The sequence below is a fragment of the Enterobacter sp. MALB-1 genome (genome assembly GCF_041021625.1).
GTDB classification, from domain to species: Bacteria; Pseudomonadota; Gammaproteobacteria; order Enterobacterales; family Enterobacteriaceae; genus Enterobacter; species Enterobacter oligotrophicus.
The window spans coordinates 3,390,445-3,405,209 of record NZ_JBDPJL010000001.1 but is presented as its reverse complement, the minus strand read 5'-3'; the positions used below and the strand labels follow the sequence as shown (position 1 = coordinate 3,405,209).

Annotated in this window: 12 protein-coding genes; 9 read left to right on the top strand and 3 right to left on the bottom strand. The window is 54.9% G+C overall.

Going from position 1 to position 14,765, the window contains the following annotated elements; all coding sequences use genetic code 11:
* Window positions 1-164: 164 nt before the first annotated feature.
* The 5 genes from lon to ABGB15_RS16335 all read left to right on the top strand — a co-directional run bounded on the left by lon (window position 165) and on the right by ABGB15_RS16335 (window position 6,100).
* Window positions 165-2,519, top strand: coding sequence for an endopeptidase La (gene lon, locus ABGB15_RS16355; protein ID WP_152083668.1), 2,355 nt, complete (start codon window positions 165-167; stop codon window positions 2,517-2,519).
* 210 nt (window positions 2,520-2,729) lie between these two features.
* The gene (gene hupB, locus ABGB15_RS16350) at window positions 2,730-3,002 is read left to right on the top strand and encodes a nucleoid-associated protein HU-beta (RefSeq protein ID WP_002444653.1); all 273 of its coding nucleotides are present in this window, start codon (window positions 2,730-2,732) and stop codon (window positions 3,000-3,002) included.
* Between the two features lie 211 nt (window positions 3,003-3,213).
* Window positions 3,214-5,085 (top strand): peptidylprolyl isomerase, encoded by a 1,872-nt coding sequence (gene ppiD / locus ABGB15_RS16345; RefSeq protein ID WP_152083669.1) that lies wholly within the window; start codon window positions 3,214-3,216, stop codon window positions 5,083-5,085.
* Between the two features lie 148 nt (window positions 5,086-5,233).
* A complete protein-coding gene (locus tag ABGB15_RS16340) occupies window positions 5,234-5,602 on the top strand; it encodes a helix-hairpin-helix domain-containing protein (protein WP_215722745.1) in 369 nt (122 codons plus the stop codon).
* A 99-nt stretch (window positions 5,603-5,701) separates the two neighbouring features.
* Window positions 5,702-6,100 (top strand): YbgC/FadM family acyl-CoA thioesterase, encoded by a 399-nt coding sequence (locus ABGB15_RS16335; protein WP_152083671.1) that lies wholly within the window; start codon window positions 5,702-5,704, stop codon window positions 6,098-6,100.
* 59 nt (window positions 6,101-6,159) lie between these two features.
* Here ABGB15_RS16335 and queC read toward each other — a convergent pair whose 3' ends face one another.
* Window positions 6,160-6,855: a 7-cyano-7-deazaguanine synthase QueC gene (gene queC, locus ABGB15_RS16330; protein ID WP_152083672.1), complete on the bottom strand. Its 696-nt coding sequence runs from the start codon at window positions 6,853-6,855 to the stop codon at window positions 6,160-6,162.
* Window positions 6,856-6,921: 66 nt separating this feature from the next.
* A complete protein-coding gene (locus ABGB15_RS16325) occupies window positions 6,922-8,622 on the bottom strand; it encodes an SgrR family transcriptional regulator (protein ID WP_215722746.1) in 1,701 nt (566 codons plus the stop codon).
* Between the two features lie 101 nt (window positions 8,623-8,723).
* On the opposite strand from ABGB15_RS16325, the gene cof reads away from it, so the two are divergent.
* Window positions 8,724-9,542: an HMP-PP phosphatase gene (gene cof / locus ABGB15_RS16320; protein ID WP_152083674.1), complete on the top strand. Its 819-nt coding sequence runs from the start codon at window positions 8,724-8,726 to the stop codon at window positions 9,540-9,542.
* A 41-nt stretch (window positions 9,543-9,583) separates the two neighbouring features.
* Here the strand turns inward: cof and ABGB15_RS16315 are convergent, their stop codons facing one another.
* Entirely contained in the window at window positions 9,584-10,630 is a 1,047-nt protein-coding gene (locus tag ABGB15_RS16315) for a PLP-dependent cysteine synthase family protein (protein WP_215722747.1), read from the bottom strand.
* Between the two features lie 115 nt (window positions 10,631-10,745).
* Here ABGB15_RS16315 and ABGB15_RS16310 point away from each other — a divergent pair, with 115 nt between their 5' ends.
* Genes ABGB15_RS16310 through ABGB15_RS16300 form a run of 3 tightly spaced genes read left to right on the top strand, consistent with a single transcriptional unit; the run spans window position 10,746 to window position 14,763 of the window.
* Window positions 10,746-11,204, top strand: coding sequence for an Lrp/AsnC family transcriptional regulator (locus tag ABGB15_RS16310; protein WP_015571267.1), 459 nt, complete (start codon window positions 10,746-10,748; stop codon window positions 11,202-11,204).
* 30 nt (window positions 11,205-11,234) lie between these two features.
* Window positions 11,235-12,989 carry a SmdA family multidrug ABC transporter permease/ATP-binding protein gene (locus ABGB15_RS16305; protein WP_215722748.1) on the top strand — a complete coding sequence of 585 codons (1,755 nt, stop codon included), beginning with the start codon at window positions 11,235-11,237 and terminating at the stop codon, window positions 12,987-12,989.
* Window positions 12,982-14,763, top strand: a complete 1,782-nt coding sequence (locus ABGB15_RS16300) for a SmdB family multidrug efflux ABC transporter permease/ATP-binding protein (protein WP_215722749.1) — start codon at window positions 12,982-12,984, stop codon at window positions 14,761-14,763. The genes ABGB15_RS16305 and ABGB15_RS16300 overlap by 8 nt, the downstream gene beginning before the upstream one ends.
* Window positions 14,764-14,765: the final 2 nt, after the last annotated feature.

The window sequence follows — 14,765 nt, the reverse complement described above, 5'->3', positions numbered from 1 at the left end:
AGTTAATCAAAAAGGGGGGATTTTATCTCCCCTTTACTTTTTCCGTATTCATGGCGTTGAATGTGTGGGAAACATCCCCATATACTGGATACATGTTAATGGTTGTGTGAAGCACAGTTACATGACCAGTTTACCTGGCGGACACTAAACTAAGAGAGAGCTCTATGAATCCTGAGCGTTCTGAACGCATTGAAATCCCCGTGTTGCCGTTGCGCGATGTGGTGGTTTATCCGCACATGGTCATACCCTTATTTGTAGGGCGGGAAAAATCTATCCGTTGCCTCGAAGCCGCCATGGATCATGATAAAAAAATCATGCTGGTGGCGCAGAAGGAAGCATCGACAGATGAGCCGGGTGTAAACGATCTTTTCACCGTCGGGACCGTGGCCTCTATTTTGCAGATGCTGAAGCTGCCTGATGGCACCGTGAAGGTGCTGGTAGAGGGCTTACAGCGTGCGCGTATTACCACCTTGTCTGACAATGGCGAGCACTTCTCTGCGAAGGCAGAGTACCTTGATTCGCCGCAGCTTGATGAGCGCGAGCAGGAAGTGCTGGTACGCACCGCCATTAGCCAGTTTGAAGGCTATATCAAGCTGAACAAGAAAATCCCACCAGAAGTGCTGACGTCGCTGAACAGTATCGACGATCCTGCACGTCTGGCGGACACCATCGCTGCCCATATGCCGCTGAAGCTGGCTGATAAACAGTCCGTACTGGAAATGTCCGACGTTAACGAACGTCTGGAATACCTGATGGCGATGATGGAGTCTGAAATCGATCTGCTGCAGGTTGAGAAGCGCATTCGCAACCGCGTGAAAAAGCAGATGGAGAAATCTCAGCGTGAGTACTATCTGAATGAGCAAATGAAAGCCATTCAGAAAGAGCTGGGCGAAATGGACGACGCGCCGGACGAAAACGAGGCGCTGAAGCGTAAGATTGACGCGGCGAAGATGCCGAAAGAGGCGAAAGAGAAAGCCGAAGCAGAGCTGCAGAAGCTGAAAATGATGTCTCCGATGTCGGCTGAAGCGACCGTCGTGCGCGGCTACATTGAGTGGATGGTGCAGGTTCCGTGGAACGCCCGCAGCAAGGTCAAAAAAGATCTGCGTCAGGCGCAGGAGATCCTGGATACCGACCACTACGGCCTGGAGCGCGTCAAAGACCGCATTCTTGAGTACCTCGCGGTACAGAGCCGCGTGAACAAAATTAAAGGCCCAATTCTGTGCCTGGTGGGGCCGCCGGGGGTAGGTAAAACCTCTCTGGGTCAGTCCATCGCCAAAGCGACCGGACGTAAATATATCCGTATGGCGCTGGGTGGCGTACGCGATGAAGCGGAAATCCGCGGTCACCGCCGTACTTACATCGGCTCTATGCCGGGTAAATTGATCCAGAAAATGGCGAAAGTGGGCGTTAAAAACCCGCTGTTCCTGCTCGACGAAATCGACAAAATGTCGTCGGACATGCGTGGCGACCCGGCGTCCGCTCTGCTGGAAGTGCTTGATCCAGAACAGAACGTGGCGTTCAGCGATCACTATCTGGAAGTGGACTACGACCTGAGCGACGTGATGTTCGTGGCGACCTCTAACTCCATGAACATTCCGGCTCCGCTGCTGGACCGTATGGAAGTGATCCGTCTGTCCGGTTATACCGAAGACGAGAAGCTGAATATTGCGAAGCAGCACCTGCTGCCGAAGCAGATTGAGCGTAACGCACTGAAAGCCAATGAGCTGACTGTTGAAGACAGCGCCATTGTCGGCATCATTCGTTACTACACCCGTGAAGCGGGCGTGCGTAGCCTTGAGCGTGAAATCTCTAAACTGTGCCGTAAGGCGGTGAAACAGCTGCTGCTGGATAAGAGCCTGAAACACATTGTGATTAACGGCGATAATCTGCATGCGTACCTGGGCGTTCAGCGCTTCGACTACGGTCGTGCGGATAACGAAAACCGCGTTGGTCAGGTGACCGGTCTGGCATGGACGGAAGTGGGTGGCGATCTGCTGACCATCGAAACCGCCTGTGTGCCGGGCAAAGGCAAACTGACCTACACCGGCTCGCTGGGTGAAGTGATGCAGGAGTCCATCCAGGCGGCGCTGACCGTGGTGCGTGCGCGTGCGGAAAAACTGGGTATCAATGCGGATTTCTATGAAAAACGCGATATCCACGTTCACGTACCGGAAGGGGCAACGCCGAAAGACGGTCCAAGCGCAGGTATTGCCATGTGTACCGCTCTGGTCTCCTGTCTGACAGGGAACCCGGTGCGTGCTGATGTGGCGATGACCGGTGAAATCACCCTGCGTGGTCAGGTTCTGCCCATCGGTGGGTTAAAAGAAAAACTGCTGGCGGCACATCGCGGTGGGATCAAAACCGTATTGATCCCTTACGAAAACAAACGCGATCTGGAAGAGATTCCGGACAATGTGATTGCCGATCTGCAGATCCACCCGGTGAAACGCATTGAGGAAGTTCTGACTCTCGCACTGCAGAATGAACCCTCGGGAATGCAGGTTGTAACCGCAAAATAGTGACCTCGCGCAAAGAGCGTCAATAAAAACAAGGCTGGTAAGTCAATTCGGACTTGCCAGCCTTTTTTTGTATAGCTAATTTAGATTGCTGATTGGGTTAGCCATCAACAACGGGTGTTGTAAGGTCATGGCAGGCCTGATATAACTGCTGCGCGGTCGCGTTGTGAAGGACTCAGGCGCGATATAAATTATAAAGAGAGGAAGAGAACAGTGAATAAATCTCAACTGATTGACAAAATTGCTGCGGGTGCTGATATTTCTAAAGCTGCAGCTGGACGTGCATTAGATGCTTTAATTGCTTCTGTTACTGAATCTCTGCAGGCTGGGGACGACGTTGCACTGGTAGGTTTCGGTACTTTTGCTGTCAAAGAGCGTGCTGCCCGTACTGGCCGCAACCCTCAGACAGGTAAAGAGATCACCATTGCTGCCGCTAAAGTGCCAGGTTTCCGTGCAGGTAAAGCGCTGAAAGACGCAGTAAACTGATTGCTTGCCCGCTTCAGGGAAGCCGAAAAGTACAAGGGCGCATCATTTGATGTGCCTTTTTTGTTTGTCCAGGCCTGATTTGTGCGAGTTTATGCGAGTTGTGGGCTGACAATCGTACTGGTTTCTTGTCACAATACGCCTTTACGCGCGACGGTCAGGATTTCCGTCAGCGTCAGGTAACCAGTCACATACAGCGGAGTGTTGTTACACCATGATGGACAGCTTACGCACGGCTGCTAACAGTCTCGTGCTCAAGATTATTTTCGGTATCATTATCGTGTCGTTCATATTGACCGGCGTGAGTAGTTACCTCATCGGCGGTAGCGCCAACTATGCCGCAAAAGTGAATGGCCAGGAAATCAGCCGTGGGCAGTTCGAGAACGCTTTTGCTGGTGAACGTAACCGTATGCAGCAACAGCTGGGTGATCAGTTCTCAGAGCTGGCGGCAAACGAAGGTTATATGAAAACCCTGCGCCAGCAGACGCTGAACCGTCTTATCGACGAAGCACTGCTTGACCAGTATGCAAAAAGTCTGGGGCTGGGCATTAGCGATGAGCAGGTGAAAAAAGCCATCTTCTCGACTCAGGCGTTCCAGTCTAATGGCAAATTCGACAATGCGCGTTATAACAGCATCGTGAATCAGATGGGCATGACGGCCGATCAATATGCGCAGGCGCTGCGTAACCAGTTGACTACGCAGCAGCTTATCAATGCCGTTGTCGGCACAGATTTCATGCTCAAAGGTGAAACTGACGAGCTGGCAGCGCTGGTGGCTCAGCAACGTGTTGTGCGCGAAGCGACGATCGACGTAAACGCGCTGGCGGCAAAACAGCAGGTCAGCGACGCAGACGTTAACGCTTACTACGAGCAGAACAAGAACAACTTTGTGACCCCGGAGCAGTTCCGCGTAAGCTATATCAAACTGGATGCGGCGGCGCTGCAGGAAACCGCGTCTGACGCGGAAATTCAGTCTTACTACGATCAGCATCAGGATCAGTTTACTCAGCCTCAGCGCAACCGTTACAGCGTTATTCAGACCAAAACGGAAGCCGATGCCAAAGCGGTACTGGATGAGCTGAACAAAGGCGCAGATTTCGCAACCGTTGCGAAAGCAAAATCCACCGACATTATCTCAGCCAAAAATGGCGGTGATATGGGCTGGCTGGAAGATGCCACAACGCCTGACGAACTGAAAAACGCGGGTCTGAAAGACAAAGGCCAGCTCTCTGGTGTGATCAAATCCTCCGTCGGTTTCCTGGTGGCGCGTCTGGATGATATCCAGGCAGCCAAAACCAAACCACTGGCCGACGTTCGTGATGATATCGCGGCGAAAGTGAAGCAAGAGAAAGCGCTGGACGCTTTCTATGCTCTGCAGCAGAAAGTGAGCGATGCGGCGAGCAACGATAATGAATCGCTGGCGGGCGCAGAACAGGCTGCTGGCGTGAAAGCGGTGGAGACTGGCTGGTTTGGTCACGATAACCTGCCGGAAGAGCTGAACTTCAAGCCGGTTTCTGATGCTATCTTCAATGGTGGCCTGGTGGGTGAGAACGGTACGCCGGGCAGCAACTCAGACATCATCACTGTCGACGGTGACCGTGCATTCGTCCTGCGCATCAGCGAGCATAAAGCTGAGGCGGTAAAACCGCTGTCTGAAGTGAAGGATCAGGTTGTGGCGTTGGTTAAGCACAACAAAGCGGAACAGCAGGCGAAACTGGATGCTGAGAAGATTCTGGTCGAACTGAAAGCTGGCAAGAATGACGCGCTGAAAGCGGCTGGTTTGAGCTTCGGTGAAGCGAAAACGCTGAGCCGTACCGGCCAGGACCCGATCAGCCAGGCGGCGTTTGGTCTGAGCCTGCCAGCGAAAGACAAGCCGAGCTTCGGTACGGCAACCGATATGCAGGGTAACGTTGTTCTGCTGGCGCTGGACGAGGTGAAAGCAGGCACTCTGCCGGAAGAGCAGAAGAAAGCGATGATCCAGGGCATTACCCAGAACAATGCGCAGATTGCTTTCGAGGCAATGATGAGCAACCTGCGTAAAGAAGCCAAAATTAAGCTGGGTGATGTGATAACTCAGCAGCAATAATTACGTATCTGCTCGCAGATTTTCGTAACGCTCTGCAAAATCTAAAGGCCGCTTTCGCGGCCTTTTCCATTTCTGCAATCTGGCGTTTGTGCCTGTTTTCCCGTGCGGCTATCGTGGCGTGGCTGTCAACAAACAAGGAGAAAACAGCATGAAACGTGGAATCAAAGCACTGCTTATTACACTGGCTCTTGCCACCACCGGGATGAGTGCTGGCGCACAGGCGGCGACGCCTGCCGCTAAAGCACCGTCCGTACAAAGCCAGACGGATGCAACGACGCAAACCAAAGCAACCGCCAGCAGCACAACTACCGACGATGATGGCTCGCGGGTAAGCATCAATTCAGCCTCCGCTGACGATCTGGCCCGCGTCATGAATGGCGTAGGACTGAAGAAAGCACAGGCCATCGTCAGCTATCGCGAGGAGTACGGTCCATTCAAAACCCTTGATGACCTGAAACAGGTTCCGGGTATGGGGAGCGCACTGGTTGAGCGCAACCTCTCACACCTGACGCTGTAATCGCACATTAACTTGCACTGCGGCAAAAATTTGCCAGGATAAAGAGGTCATACCAGTTGTGACCTCTCACCCTATAACAACAGTAAAGGCTATTGCGCTATGCAGACAAAAATCAAAGTCCGGGGCTACCACCTCGATGTTTACCAGCATGTGAATAACGCTCGCTATCTCGAATTTCTTGAAGAGGCGCGCTGGGACGGGCTGGAAAACAGTGAAAGTTTTCAGTGGCTGACTGCACATAACATCGCGTTTGTGGTTGCCAATATCAATATCAACTACCGTCGTCCTGCCGTCCTGGGGGATTTGCTTACCGTCACCAGCCAGGTGCAGCAACTGAACGGAAAAAGTGGCGTACTCAGCCAGGTGGTCACCCTGGAGCCTGAGGGACAGGTGGTGGCTGACGCGCTGATCACCTTTGTCTGTATCGATCTTAAAACCCAGAAAGCACTGCCGCTGGAAGGCGAGTTACGTGAAAAGCTGGAGTTAATGATTGTGTAGGATGTTTTAGGTCATCCGTGCTGTCGATATTCTCTGGACGACAGCACGGAGAACGCGCGTTATTTCAGCCCGGTTTTTTTCTGCATCGCGGCCATCACGCCGACTTTATCGGCAAGGTAGTGATTCAGACCGTTGGCACGCAGATTACAGGCTGCACACTGGCCGCAACCGTCGCCTTTGATGCCGTTGTAGCAGGTCAGGGTTTCGCTGCGAACTAAATCAAGCCTGCCCCAGTAGTCTGCCAGCGCCCAGGTTTCCGCTTTATCGAGCCACATCAGCGGCGTTTCAAAGCGTGTCTCTTTCGCCATGCCCAGGTTTACCGCATGATTCAGCGCTTTTACAAACTCATCGCGACAGTCCGGATAGCCTGAAAAATCCGTTTCGCACACGCCGGTGATAACGGCTTCGGCTTTGACCTGGTAGGCATAAATTGCTGTCAGGGTCAGGAAGAGGATATTGCGGCCAGGCACAAAGGTATTGGGAATACCGCTGGCGTCAGGTTCGTAATCGGGAACAGGAATACTGTCGCGGGTGAGGCTACTGACGGCCAGTTCATTTAACAGCGTGACGTCCAGTACCTTGTGCGCACGGGCACCCAGTTTCAGAGCCAGTTCACGGGCAACATCGATTTCAGCGCGGTGACGCTGACCATAATCGAAAGTAACGCAGTGAACTTCATCGTACTGATGAAGCGCCTGTACCAGGCAGGTAGTGGAATCTTGTCCTCCGCTGAACACGACGACGGCACGTTTCATAAATCTTCTCGACAGTTACGGTAAAAACATTATGTTAACGCCTGGCTACGGCGGCGACCAGCTTCTTCACGATTTGGGGGCCGGAAGCCAGGCTTCGGTGAAATCAAACCAGCCGCGCGTGTTGAGCCGAATCCCATTGACGCCCGGCGGAGCGCTGATTTGATACTGATAGTTAAAGAGTGGAGTCAGCACCGCATTTTCCATCAGTCGGCTGAAAATAACTTTTAAGCCTGCATGTCGGGCCTGTTCGTCGGCCTGGATTTGTACAGCATCCAGCGTGGCCTGCAGATGAGCATACTGCGGTGCGCTTAGCAGATGCGGCCAGAGCGCATCACAGCGTAACCACTGCTCAAGGGTATATTCCGGCGCTTCCCCAATCAGCCTGTCTCCCATCATGATGTCTGCATCCGCAAGCCGCTGGCACCCGTCCCACGTTTTGGCATCGTGGAAAACCACCTCCAGTTCACAACCCTGCTGCGCAAGATAGCGCTGTAGCTGGCTTGCCATCGTATGTAACTCGACGGGGAGATGATAAAACAGCGTCAATTTTTCCGGCAGGGGAACATCCGTTAAATCCGGCCACCGGGGAATAGACCAGCCGGGAAGCAGTTCCTCTGTAGGCGTAATCAGCCCTTCGTTAAGCGGTAATGTATGCAGAAGCGTCGAAAGGTGGATGATATTGATCAGTCGACGCGCCTGCATTTCACTCAGGCGCGCGCTTTGCTTCAGCGTGAGATAACAGAATCCCAGGCTGGTGCTATTACTGACCAGCCGAAGGCTGGACAGTTCGTCAGGTTCACCCACAGCAATTTGTACAGGATGACGGCAGCTTGTGCCCAGTTCAGCGTCAAATAGCTGCGGCGTGATCCAGAATTCAATGGCCTTAAGCAGAGGATGGCTCAGATGGTACTGTTCATGGCTTTCCAGGCGCACCAGTTCGGGGTCGTATACTGTCAGCCGGAAAGGGCCGCTGCCCGTCATGGGCTGGTCGGGATGGGCAAGACGGCTACAGTAGGCCGCGAGCCGGTGTGCCAGCCAGTAATCTGGCTGATGCAGGATAAACGTCAGACACTGCGGATGCGTCACTTCAATACGCAATACGCTCTGGAACAGTTTGCGCAGGGCGGGCAGCGTCAGCAGTGCCGTCAGGCTTCGCTGAAGCTGTACCGTCTCAATTTTATCGCCGTTATGCCAGTGCAGCGTAGAACGGATGTAAAAATGCCAGCGCAGGCCGTCAGGCGAAACATCCCAGTGATGCGCCAGATCGCCAGTGGGTTCGCTGACATTACCGTTGAAGCGTGTTAAACCAGAGAAGACTTGTCCCGCCAGATGCTGCTCCGCCCGCCCAGGCAGAAAGCCCGGATGAAGCGGGTCCAGTGAGCGGTAATAGGGAATACGCAGTGTCGGCGCGTCATTTTGCCACTGCCCGCCGAGAAAGGGGTGCAACAGCGCTCGTAAATCCTCTGGCGCAAGCTGGGCCAGCTCAAGGGCATTATGTTGTTGCCCACTCTTCAGTGCCTCTTCCATCATCGTATTGCGCAGCGATTCCGGGCTGACGTGGAACGTCAGTTCCCCACGTTTACCGCGACCAGACTGCGCATGCCAGCTGAGCCAGCCTGCGTCCTGCGCCTGCCGCAGCAACGTGCGCACATGTCGCTCGCTACAAAAGCAGCGGCTGGCCAATTCGGTGACGGTGACCTGCTGCGGTGCCCCTGCAGAAGGTTGCCACAGACGTTGATACTGATTGAGGCGGTTAAGCTGGCGCATGATAAACCCGGAACAATAATTGTCATCTATTCACTATTACTTCCGTATATCTCACGTAATACTGATGCACAAGTCAAACGCATCACATTTCAGGAGTAATCATGGCCCGGCTTGCTGCATTCGATATGGACGGCACTCTGTTAATGCCAGATCACCGTTTAGGGGATAAAACCCTGAACACCCTGAAGCGTCTGCACGAGCGCGATGTCACTCTGACGTTTGCCACCGGCCGCCATGTGCTGGAGATGCGCCATCTGCTGGGGGCGTTTTCCCTCAATGCATTTCTCATTACCGGTAACGGGACGCGCATTCACTCTGTGGAAGGGGATGTGCTGCACCGTCAGGATCTCAACCCGGAAGTGGCGGATATTGTGCTGCACAGCACCTGGGATACGCAGGCCAGTGTGCATGTCTTTAATGACGACGGCTGGTTTACCGGACGTGACATTCCCGAAATGCTGCATGCGCATGTCTACAGCGGGTTTAAATATCAGCTTATCGATCTGCGTCGGCTCCCTGCTTACGCGGTGACGAAGATCTGTTTTTGTGGCGATCACGACGATCTCTGCCGCTTACGCGTCCAGCTTAACGAGGTGCTGGGCGACCGCGCGCATCTGACCTTCTCGGCGGTGGATTGTCTGGAAGTGCTGCCGGTAGGCTGTAACAAAGGTTCCGCTCTGGCCGTGCTGAGCAACCACCTGGGTTTTACCCTTCAGGACTGTATGGCGTTTGGCGATGCCATGAACGACCGCGAGATGCTGGGCAGCGTCGGGCGCGGCCTGATTATGGGGAATGCGATGCCGCAGCTTATCGCGGAGCTTCCTCATCTGCCGGTTATTGGACACTGCCGTAACGAAGCGGTGTCCCATTTTTTGACGCATTGGCTGGACAAAAACAACCTCCCGTATTCCCCCGAATAGTGAGACCCTTCCAGCAAGCCAGACTTCGGTCTGGCTTTTTTTTATTTCACCAGTGCTGCAATCTGTGCTTTCCACGGCGCAATGTCGCCAATATTTGCCTGCACCCACTCCGCGTTATAATAGGTGTCGAGGTAGCGCTCACCGCTGTCGCACAGCAGAGTGACGAGAGATCCGGTGCGGCCCTCTTTGCGCATCCGCGCGGCAAGGTGCAGCGCACCCCACATATTGGTGCCCGTAGACGCCCCCACCTTGCGGCCAAGCTGCGTCTCCAGCCAGTGCGCCGTCGCCACGCTGGCGGCGTCCGGCACCCGCAGCATCTCATCTACCACGTCCGGAATAAACGACGGCTCCACGCGCGGGCGGCCAATTCCTTCAATTTTGCTGCCAACCGGGCTGCGCAGCCCGGCATCGCGGCTTTGCCAGTAATCGAGGAACACAGAGTTTTGCGGGTCGACCACCATCAATTGGGTATCATAACCCTGACAGCGAATGTAGCGCCCGATGGTGGCAGATGTTCCTCCAGTACCGGCGCTCATCACAATGTATGACGGAACCGGATGTGGCTCGTGGGTCATCTGGCGGAAAATACTGTCAGCGATGTTGTTATTGCCGCGCCAGTCCGTCGCGCGCTCAGCGAAGGTGAACTGGTCCATATAGTGGCCGTTCAGCTCGCGGGCCAGCATTTCCGAGGCGGCGTAGATTTCGCAGGCGCTCTCTACAAAGTGGCAGCGTCCACCGTAAAATTCGATCTGTTCGATTTTGCGTTTTGCTGTGCAGGAGGGCATCACGGCAATAAACGGCAGGCCCAGTAGCCGGGCGAAGTAGGCTTCAGATACGGCGGTTGAACCGGATGAGGATTCAATAATCGTCGTGCCTTCTTTAATCCAGCCGTTACATAAACCGTACAAGAATAGCGAACGCGCCAGTCGGTGCTTCAGGCTACCGGTCGGGTGAGTGCTTTCATCTTTCAGGTAAAGCTGAATACCCGCAAATCCCGGCAGGGCGAGGCGGATTAAATGGGTGTCTGCCGAGCGTTGATAGTCGGCATTTATTTCGCTGATGGCATGTTTAACCCAGGTGCTATTCATCGTAGTTATCCGTTTGTCATTTTGTGCCCAGCATAGCGAAAAGCACAGAAAAAATTGTTGCTATCTGGCCTTTAAAATAGAATGAAGGGAGAAAAATTTTCTCTGTGAGGTGGGTATGCTAGATAAAATTGACCGCAAGCTGCTTTCATTGCTGCAAAGTGACTGCACCCTCTCTTTGCAGGCACTGGCAGATGCCGTTAATCTGACCACCACACCGTGCTGGAAGCGCCTCAAAAAGCTGGAAGATGACGGCATTCTGCTGGGGCGTGTCGCGCTATTAGATCCCGAAAAACTGGGGCTTGGGCTGACCGCCTTCGTTCTGATCAAAACGCAGCACCACAGCAGTGAATGGTATTGCCGCTTTGTGACTCAGGTTTCGGACATGCCGGAGGTGCTCGGCTTCTGGCGTATGGCAGGGGAGTATGACTATCTGATGCGCGTCCAGGTCGCGGATATGAAGCGTTACGATGATTTTTACAAGCGGCTGGTCAACAGCGTTCCGGGCTTGTCAGATGTCACCTCCAGCTTTGCCATGGAGCAGATAAAATACACCACAGCATTACCCATTGAATAACTTCGAAAAATACCTTCAGGAAAAAACCGCGTGCGATTATTTGCCCAGTTAAGCTGGTACTTTCGTCGGGAGTGGCAACGCTACCTCGGCGCAGTGGCTCTGCTTATTATCATTGCTATTCTTCAGCTGATCCCGCCGAAAGTGGTGGGCTACGTCGTGGATGGCGTTACAGAACAGCATTACACCACCGCACGGGTGTTGATGTGGGTGGGCACGCTGGTGCTGACAGCGGTGATTGTCTATCTGCTGCGCTACGTCTGGCGAGTGCTCCTGTTCGGTGCGTCCTATCAGCTGGCCGTTGAGCTGCGTGAAGATTTTTACCGCCAGCTGAGCCGACAGCATCCTGAGTTTTACCTGCGTCATCGCACCGGGGATCTTATTGCTCGTGCGACAAACGACGTCGATCGCGTGGTGTTTGCCGCCGGGGAAGGGGTGTTAACGCTGGTGGATTCGCTGGTGATGGGCTGTGCGGTGTTGATCGTCATGTCGACTCAGATTAGCTGGCAACTGACTCTGCTGGCCCTGTTACCTATGCCGCTGATGGCGCTGGCAATCAACCGCTATGGTGAAAAATTGCATGAACGCTTCAAGCTGGCGCAGGCGGCGTTTTCATCGCTAAACGATCGCACCCAGGAGAGCATGACCAGCATTCGCATGATCAAAGCCTTTGGTCTGGAAGACAGGCAGTCCGCACTGTTTGCCGCTGATGCGGCGGATACGGGCGCAAAAAACATGCGCGTCGCGCGTATTGACGCCCGTTTTGACCCGACAATATATATTGCGATTGGCATGGCTAACCTGCTGGCAATTGGCGGGGGAAGCTGGATGGTCGTGCAGGGCACCATGACCCTCGGCCAGTTGACCAGCTTTGCGATGTATCTGGGGCTGATGATTTGGCCGATGCTGGCGCTGGCATGGATGTTTAACATCGTTGAGCGAGGCAGTGCTGCCTACAGCCGTATTCGCGCCATGCTGGCCGAAGCGCCAGTGGTGAATGACGGCAGCGAACCCGTTCCGCAAGGGCGCGGAGTGGTGAAAGCGGATATCCAGTCGTTTAGTTACCCGCAAACGGAACATCCGGTGCTGGACAACGTGAACTTTACGCTCCAGCCTGGGCAGATGCTGGGCATTTGTGGTCCGACGGGCTCCGGCAAAAGTACCGTGCTGTCGCTCCTCCAGCGTCACTTTGATGTGAGCAAAGGCGATATTCGTTTTCACGATCTTCCACTGACGACGCTGCAACTGGACGCGTGGCGTAGCCGCCTGGCCGTGGTTAGCCAGACGCCGTTTTTATTCTCTGATACCGTGGCGAACAATATCGCGCTTGGCCATCCTGCGGCGACGCAGGAGGAGATTGAACATGTGGCGCGCTTAGCCAGCGTCCATGACGATATTCTGCGTCTGCCACAAGGGTATGAAACGGAAGTGGGTGAGCGGGGCGTGATGCTCTCCGGCGGGCAAAAACAGCGTATCTCGATTGCGCGTGCCCTGTTGTTAAATGCGGAAATCCTGATTCTGGACGATGCTCTCTCTGCCGTCGATGGCCGTACCGAGCACCAGATTCTGCACAATCTGCGCCAGTGGGGCGAGGGACGTACTGTGATTATCAGTGCCCACCGACTTTCCGCGCTGACGGAAGCCAGTGAAATCCTGGTGTTGCAACACGGACACATTGCCCAGCGCGGTCAGCACGACCAGCTTACGGAGCAACCGGGCTGGTATCGCGATATGTATCGCTATCAGCAGCTGGAAGCGGCACTGGATGAGGAGGTCACCAATGCGTAAATTTGGCGCGCTATGGCCGACGCTTAAGCGCCTGCTGGCCTACGGTTCACCGTGGCGAAAACCGCTGTCTGTTGCCGTGCTTCTGCTGTGGATTGCCGCGGTGGCTGAAGTCAGCGGCCCGCTGCTGATCAGCTATTTTATCGACAATATGGTGGCGAAAAGCTATCTACCGCTGGGGCTGGTTGCCGGTTTAGGCGTGGCTTATGTGGGATTACAGCTGACGGCAGCCGGGCTTCACTACGCGCAATCGCTGCTGTTTAACCGGGCGGCCGTGGGCGTTGTGCAGCAACTGCGCACCGATGTAATGGACGCGGCGCTGCGCCAGCCGCTGAGCGAGTTCGATACTCAGCCCGTCGGCCAGGTGATTTCACGCGTAACCAACGATACCGAGGTGATCCGCGATCTGTACGTCACCGTCGTGGCGACCGTTCTGCGAAGTGCAGCGCTGATCGGTGCCATGCTGGTGGCCATGTTCAGCCTCGACTGGCGCATGGCGCTGGTGGCGATCACGATCTTCCCGGCCGTGCTGACGGTAATGGTTATTTATCAACGCTACAGCACGCCCATTGTTCGCCGTGTACGCGCTTATCTGGCTGATATCAATGATGGCTTCAACGAAGTCATTAATGGCATGAGCGTCATCCAGCAGTTCCGCCAGCAGGCGCGATTCGGTGAGCGGATGGGCGAAGCCAGCCGTTCACACTACATGGCGCGTATGCAGACCTTGCGCCTGGACGGTTTCCTGCTGCGCCCGTTGTTGAGCCTTTTCTCGGCGCTGGTGCTGTGCGGTTTGCTGATGCTGTTTGGACTGACAACCCGCGGGACGATTGAGGTCGGGGTGCTGTATGCCTTCATCAGCTATCTTGGCCGCCTTAACGAACCGTTGATTGAACTCACCACCCAGCAGTCGATGCTGCAGCAGGCGGTGGTCGCCGGGGAGCGCGTCTTTGAGCTGATGGACAGACCGCGTCAGACCTACGGCAACGACGAGCGGCCTCTGCAAAGCGGCGCGATTACGTTTGATCATGTCTCGTTCGCCTACCGTGACGACCAGCTTGTGCTGCAGGAGATCAGCCTCGATATTCCGTCGCGGGGCTTTGTGGCGCTGGTGGGGCACACCGGGAGCGGCAAGAGTACGCTCGCCAGTCTGTTGATGGGCTATTACCCGTTAACGAAAGGTGAAATTCGTCTGGATGGCCGTCCTCTTGCCTCGCTAAGCCACAACGTGTTGCGCAAGAGCGTCGCGATGGTGCAGCAAGATCCGGTGGTGCTGGCCGATACCTTCTATGCCAATGTCACCCTGGGGCGACCGTATACGCCTGAGCAGGTCTGGGATGTCCTGGAAAAAGTGCAGCTGGCGGAGCTGGCGCGCGGGTTTAGCGAGGGGATCAATACCAAACTCGGCGAGCAGGGGAACAACCTCTCCGTCGGACAAAAACAGCTTCTTGCGCTGGCGCGGGTGTTGATTGAAACGCCGCAGGTCCTGATCCTTGATGAAGCGACGGCCAGTATCGATTCGGGTACTGAGCAGGCTATTCAGCAGGCGCTGGCTGCCGTTCGTGATCACACGACGCTGGTGGTTATCGCGCACCGTCTGTCTACTATCGTTGAAGCCGATACCATTCTGGTGCTGCATCGCGGGCAGGCCGTTGAGCGCGGAACGCACAGGCAACTGCTGGAGGCGAAAGGGCGCTACTGGCAGATGTACCAGCTGCAGCTGGCGGGGGAGGAGCTGGCGGCCAGCGCCCGTGAGGAAGAGTCGCTTAGCGCCTGATG

Excerpts from the sequence above, each read along its gene's own strand:
- lon (WP_152083668.1), top strand. The coding sequence starts at position 165 with ATGAATCCTGAGCGTTCTGAACGCATTGAAATCCCCGTGTTGCCGTTG.
- ppiD (WP_152083669.1), top strand. The coding sequence starts at position 3,214 with ATGATGGACAGCTTACGCACGGCTGCTAACAGTCTCGTGCTCAAGATT.
- ABGB15_RS16340 (WP_215722745.1), top strand. The coding sequence starts at position 5,234 with ATGAAACGTGGAATCAAAGCACTGCTTATTACACTGGCTCTTGCCACC.
- ABGB15_RS16335 (WP_152083671.1), top strand. The coding sequence starts at position 5,702 with ATGCAGACAAAAATCAAAGTCCGGGGCTACCACCTCGATGTTTACCAG.
- queC (WP_152083672.1), bottom strand. The coding sequence starts at position 6,855 with ATGAAACGTGCCGTCGTCGTGTTCAGCGGAGGACAAGATTCCACTACC.
- ABGB15_RS16325 (WP_215722746.1), bottom strand. The coding sequence starts at position 8,622 with ATGCGCCAGCTTAACCGCCTCAATCAGTATCAACGTCTGTGGCAACCT.
- cof (WP_152083674.1), top strand. The coding sequence starts at position 8,724 with ATGGCCCGGCTTGCTGCATTCGATATGGACGGCACTCTGTTAATGCCA.
- ABGB15_RS16315 (WP_215722747.1), bottom strand. The coding sequence starts at position 10,630 with ATGAATAGCACCTGGGTTAAACATGCCATCAGCGAAATAAATGCCGAC.
- ABGB15_RS16310 (WP_015571267.1), top strand. The coding sequence starts at position 10,746 with ATGCTAGATAAAATTGACCGCAAGCTGCTTTCATTGCTGCAAAGTGAC.
- ABGB15_RS16300 (WP_215722749.1), top strand. The coding sequence starts at position 12,982 with ATGCGTAAATTTGGCGCGCTATGGCCGACGCTTAAGCGCCTGCTGGCC.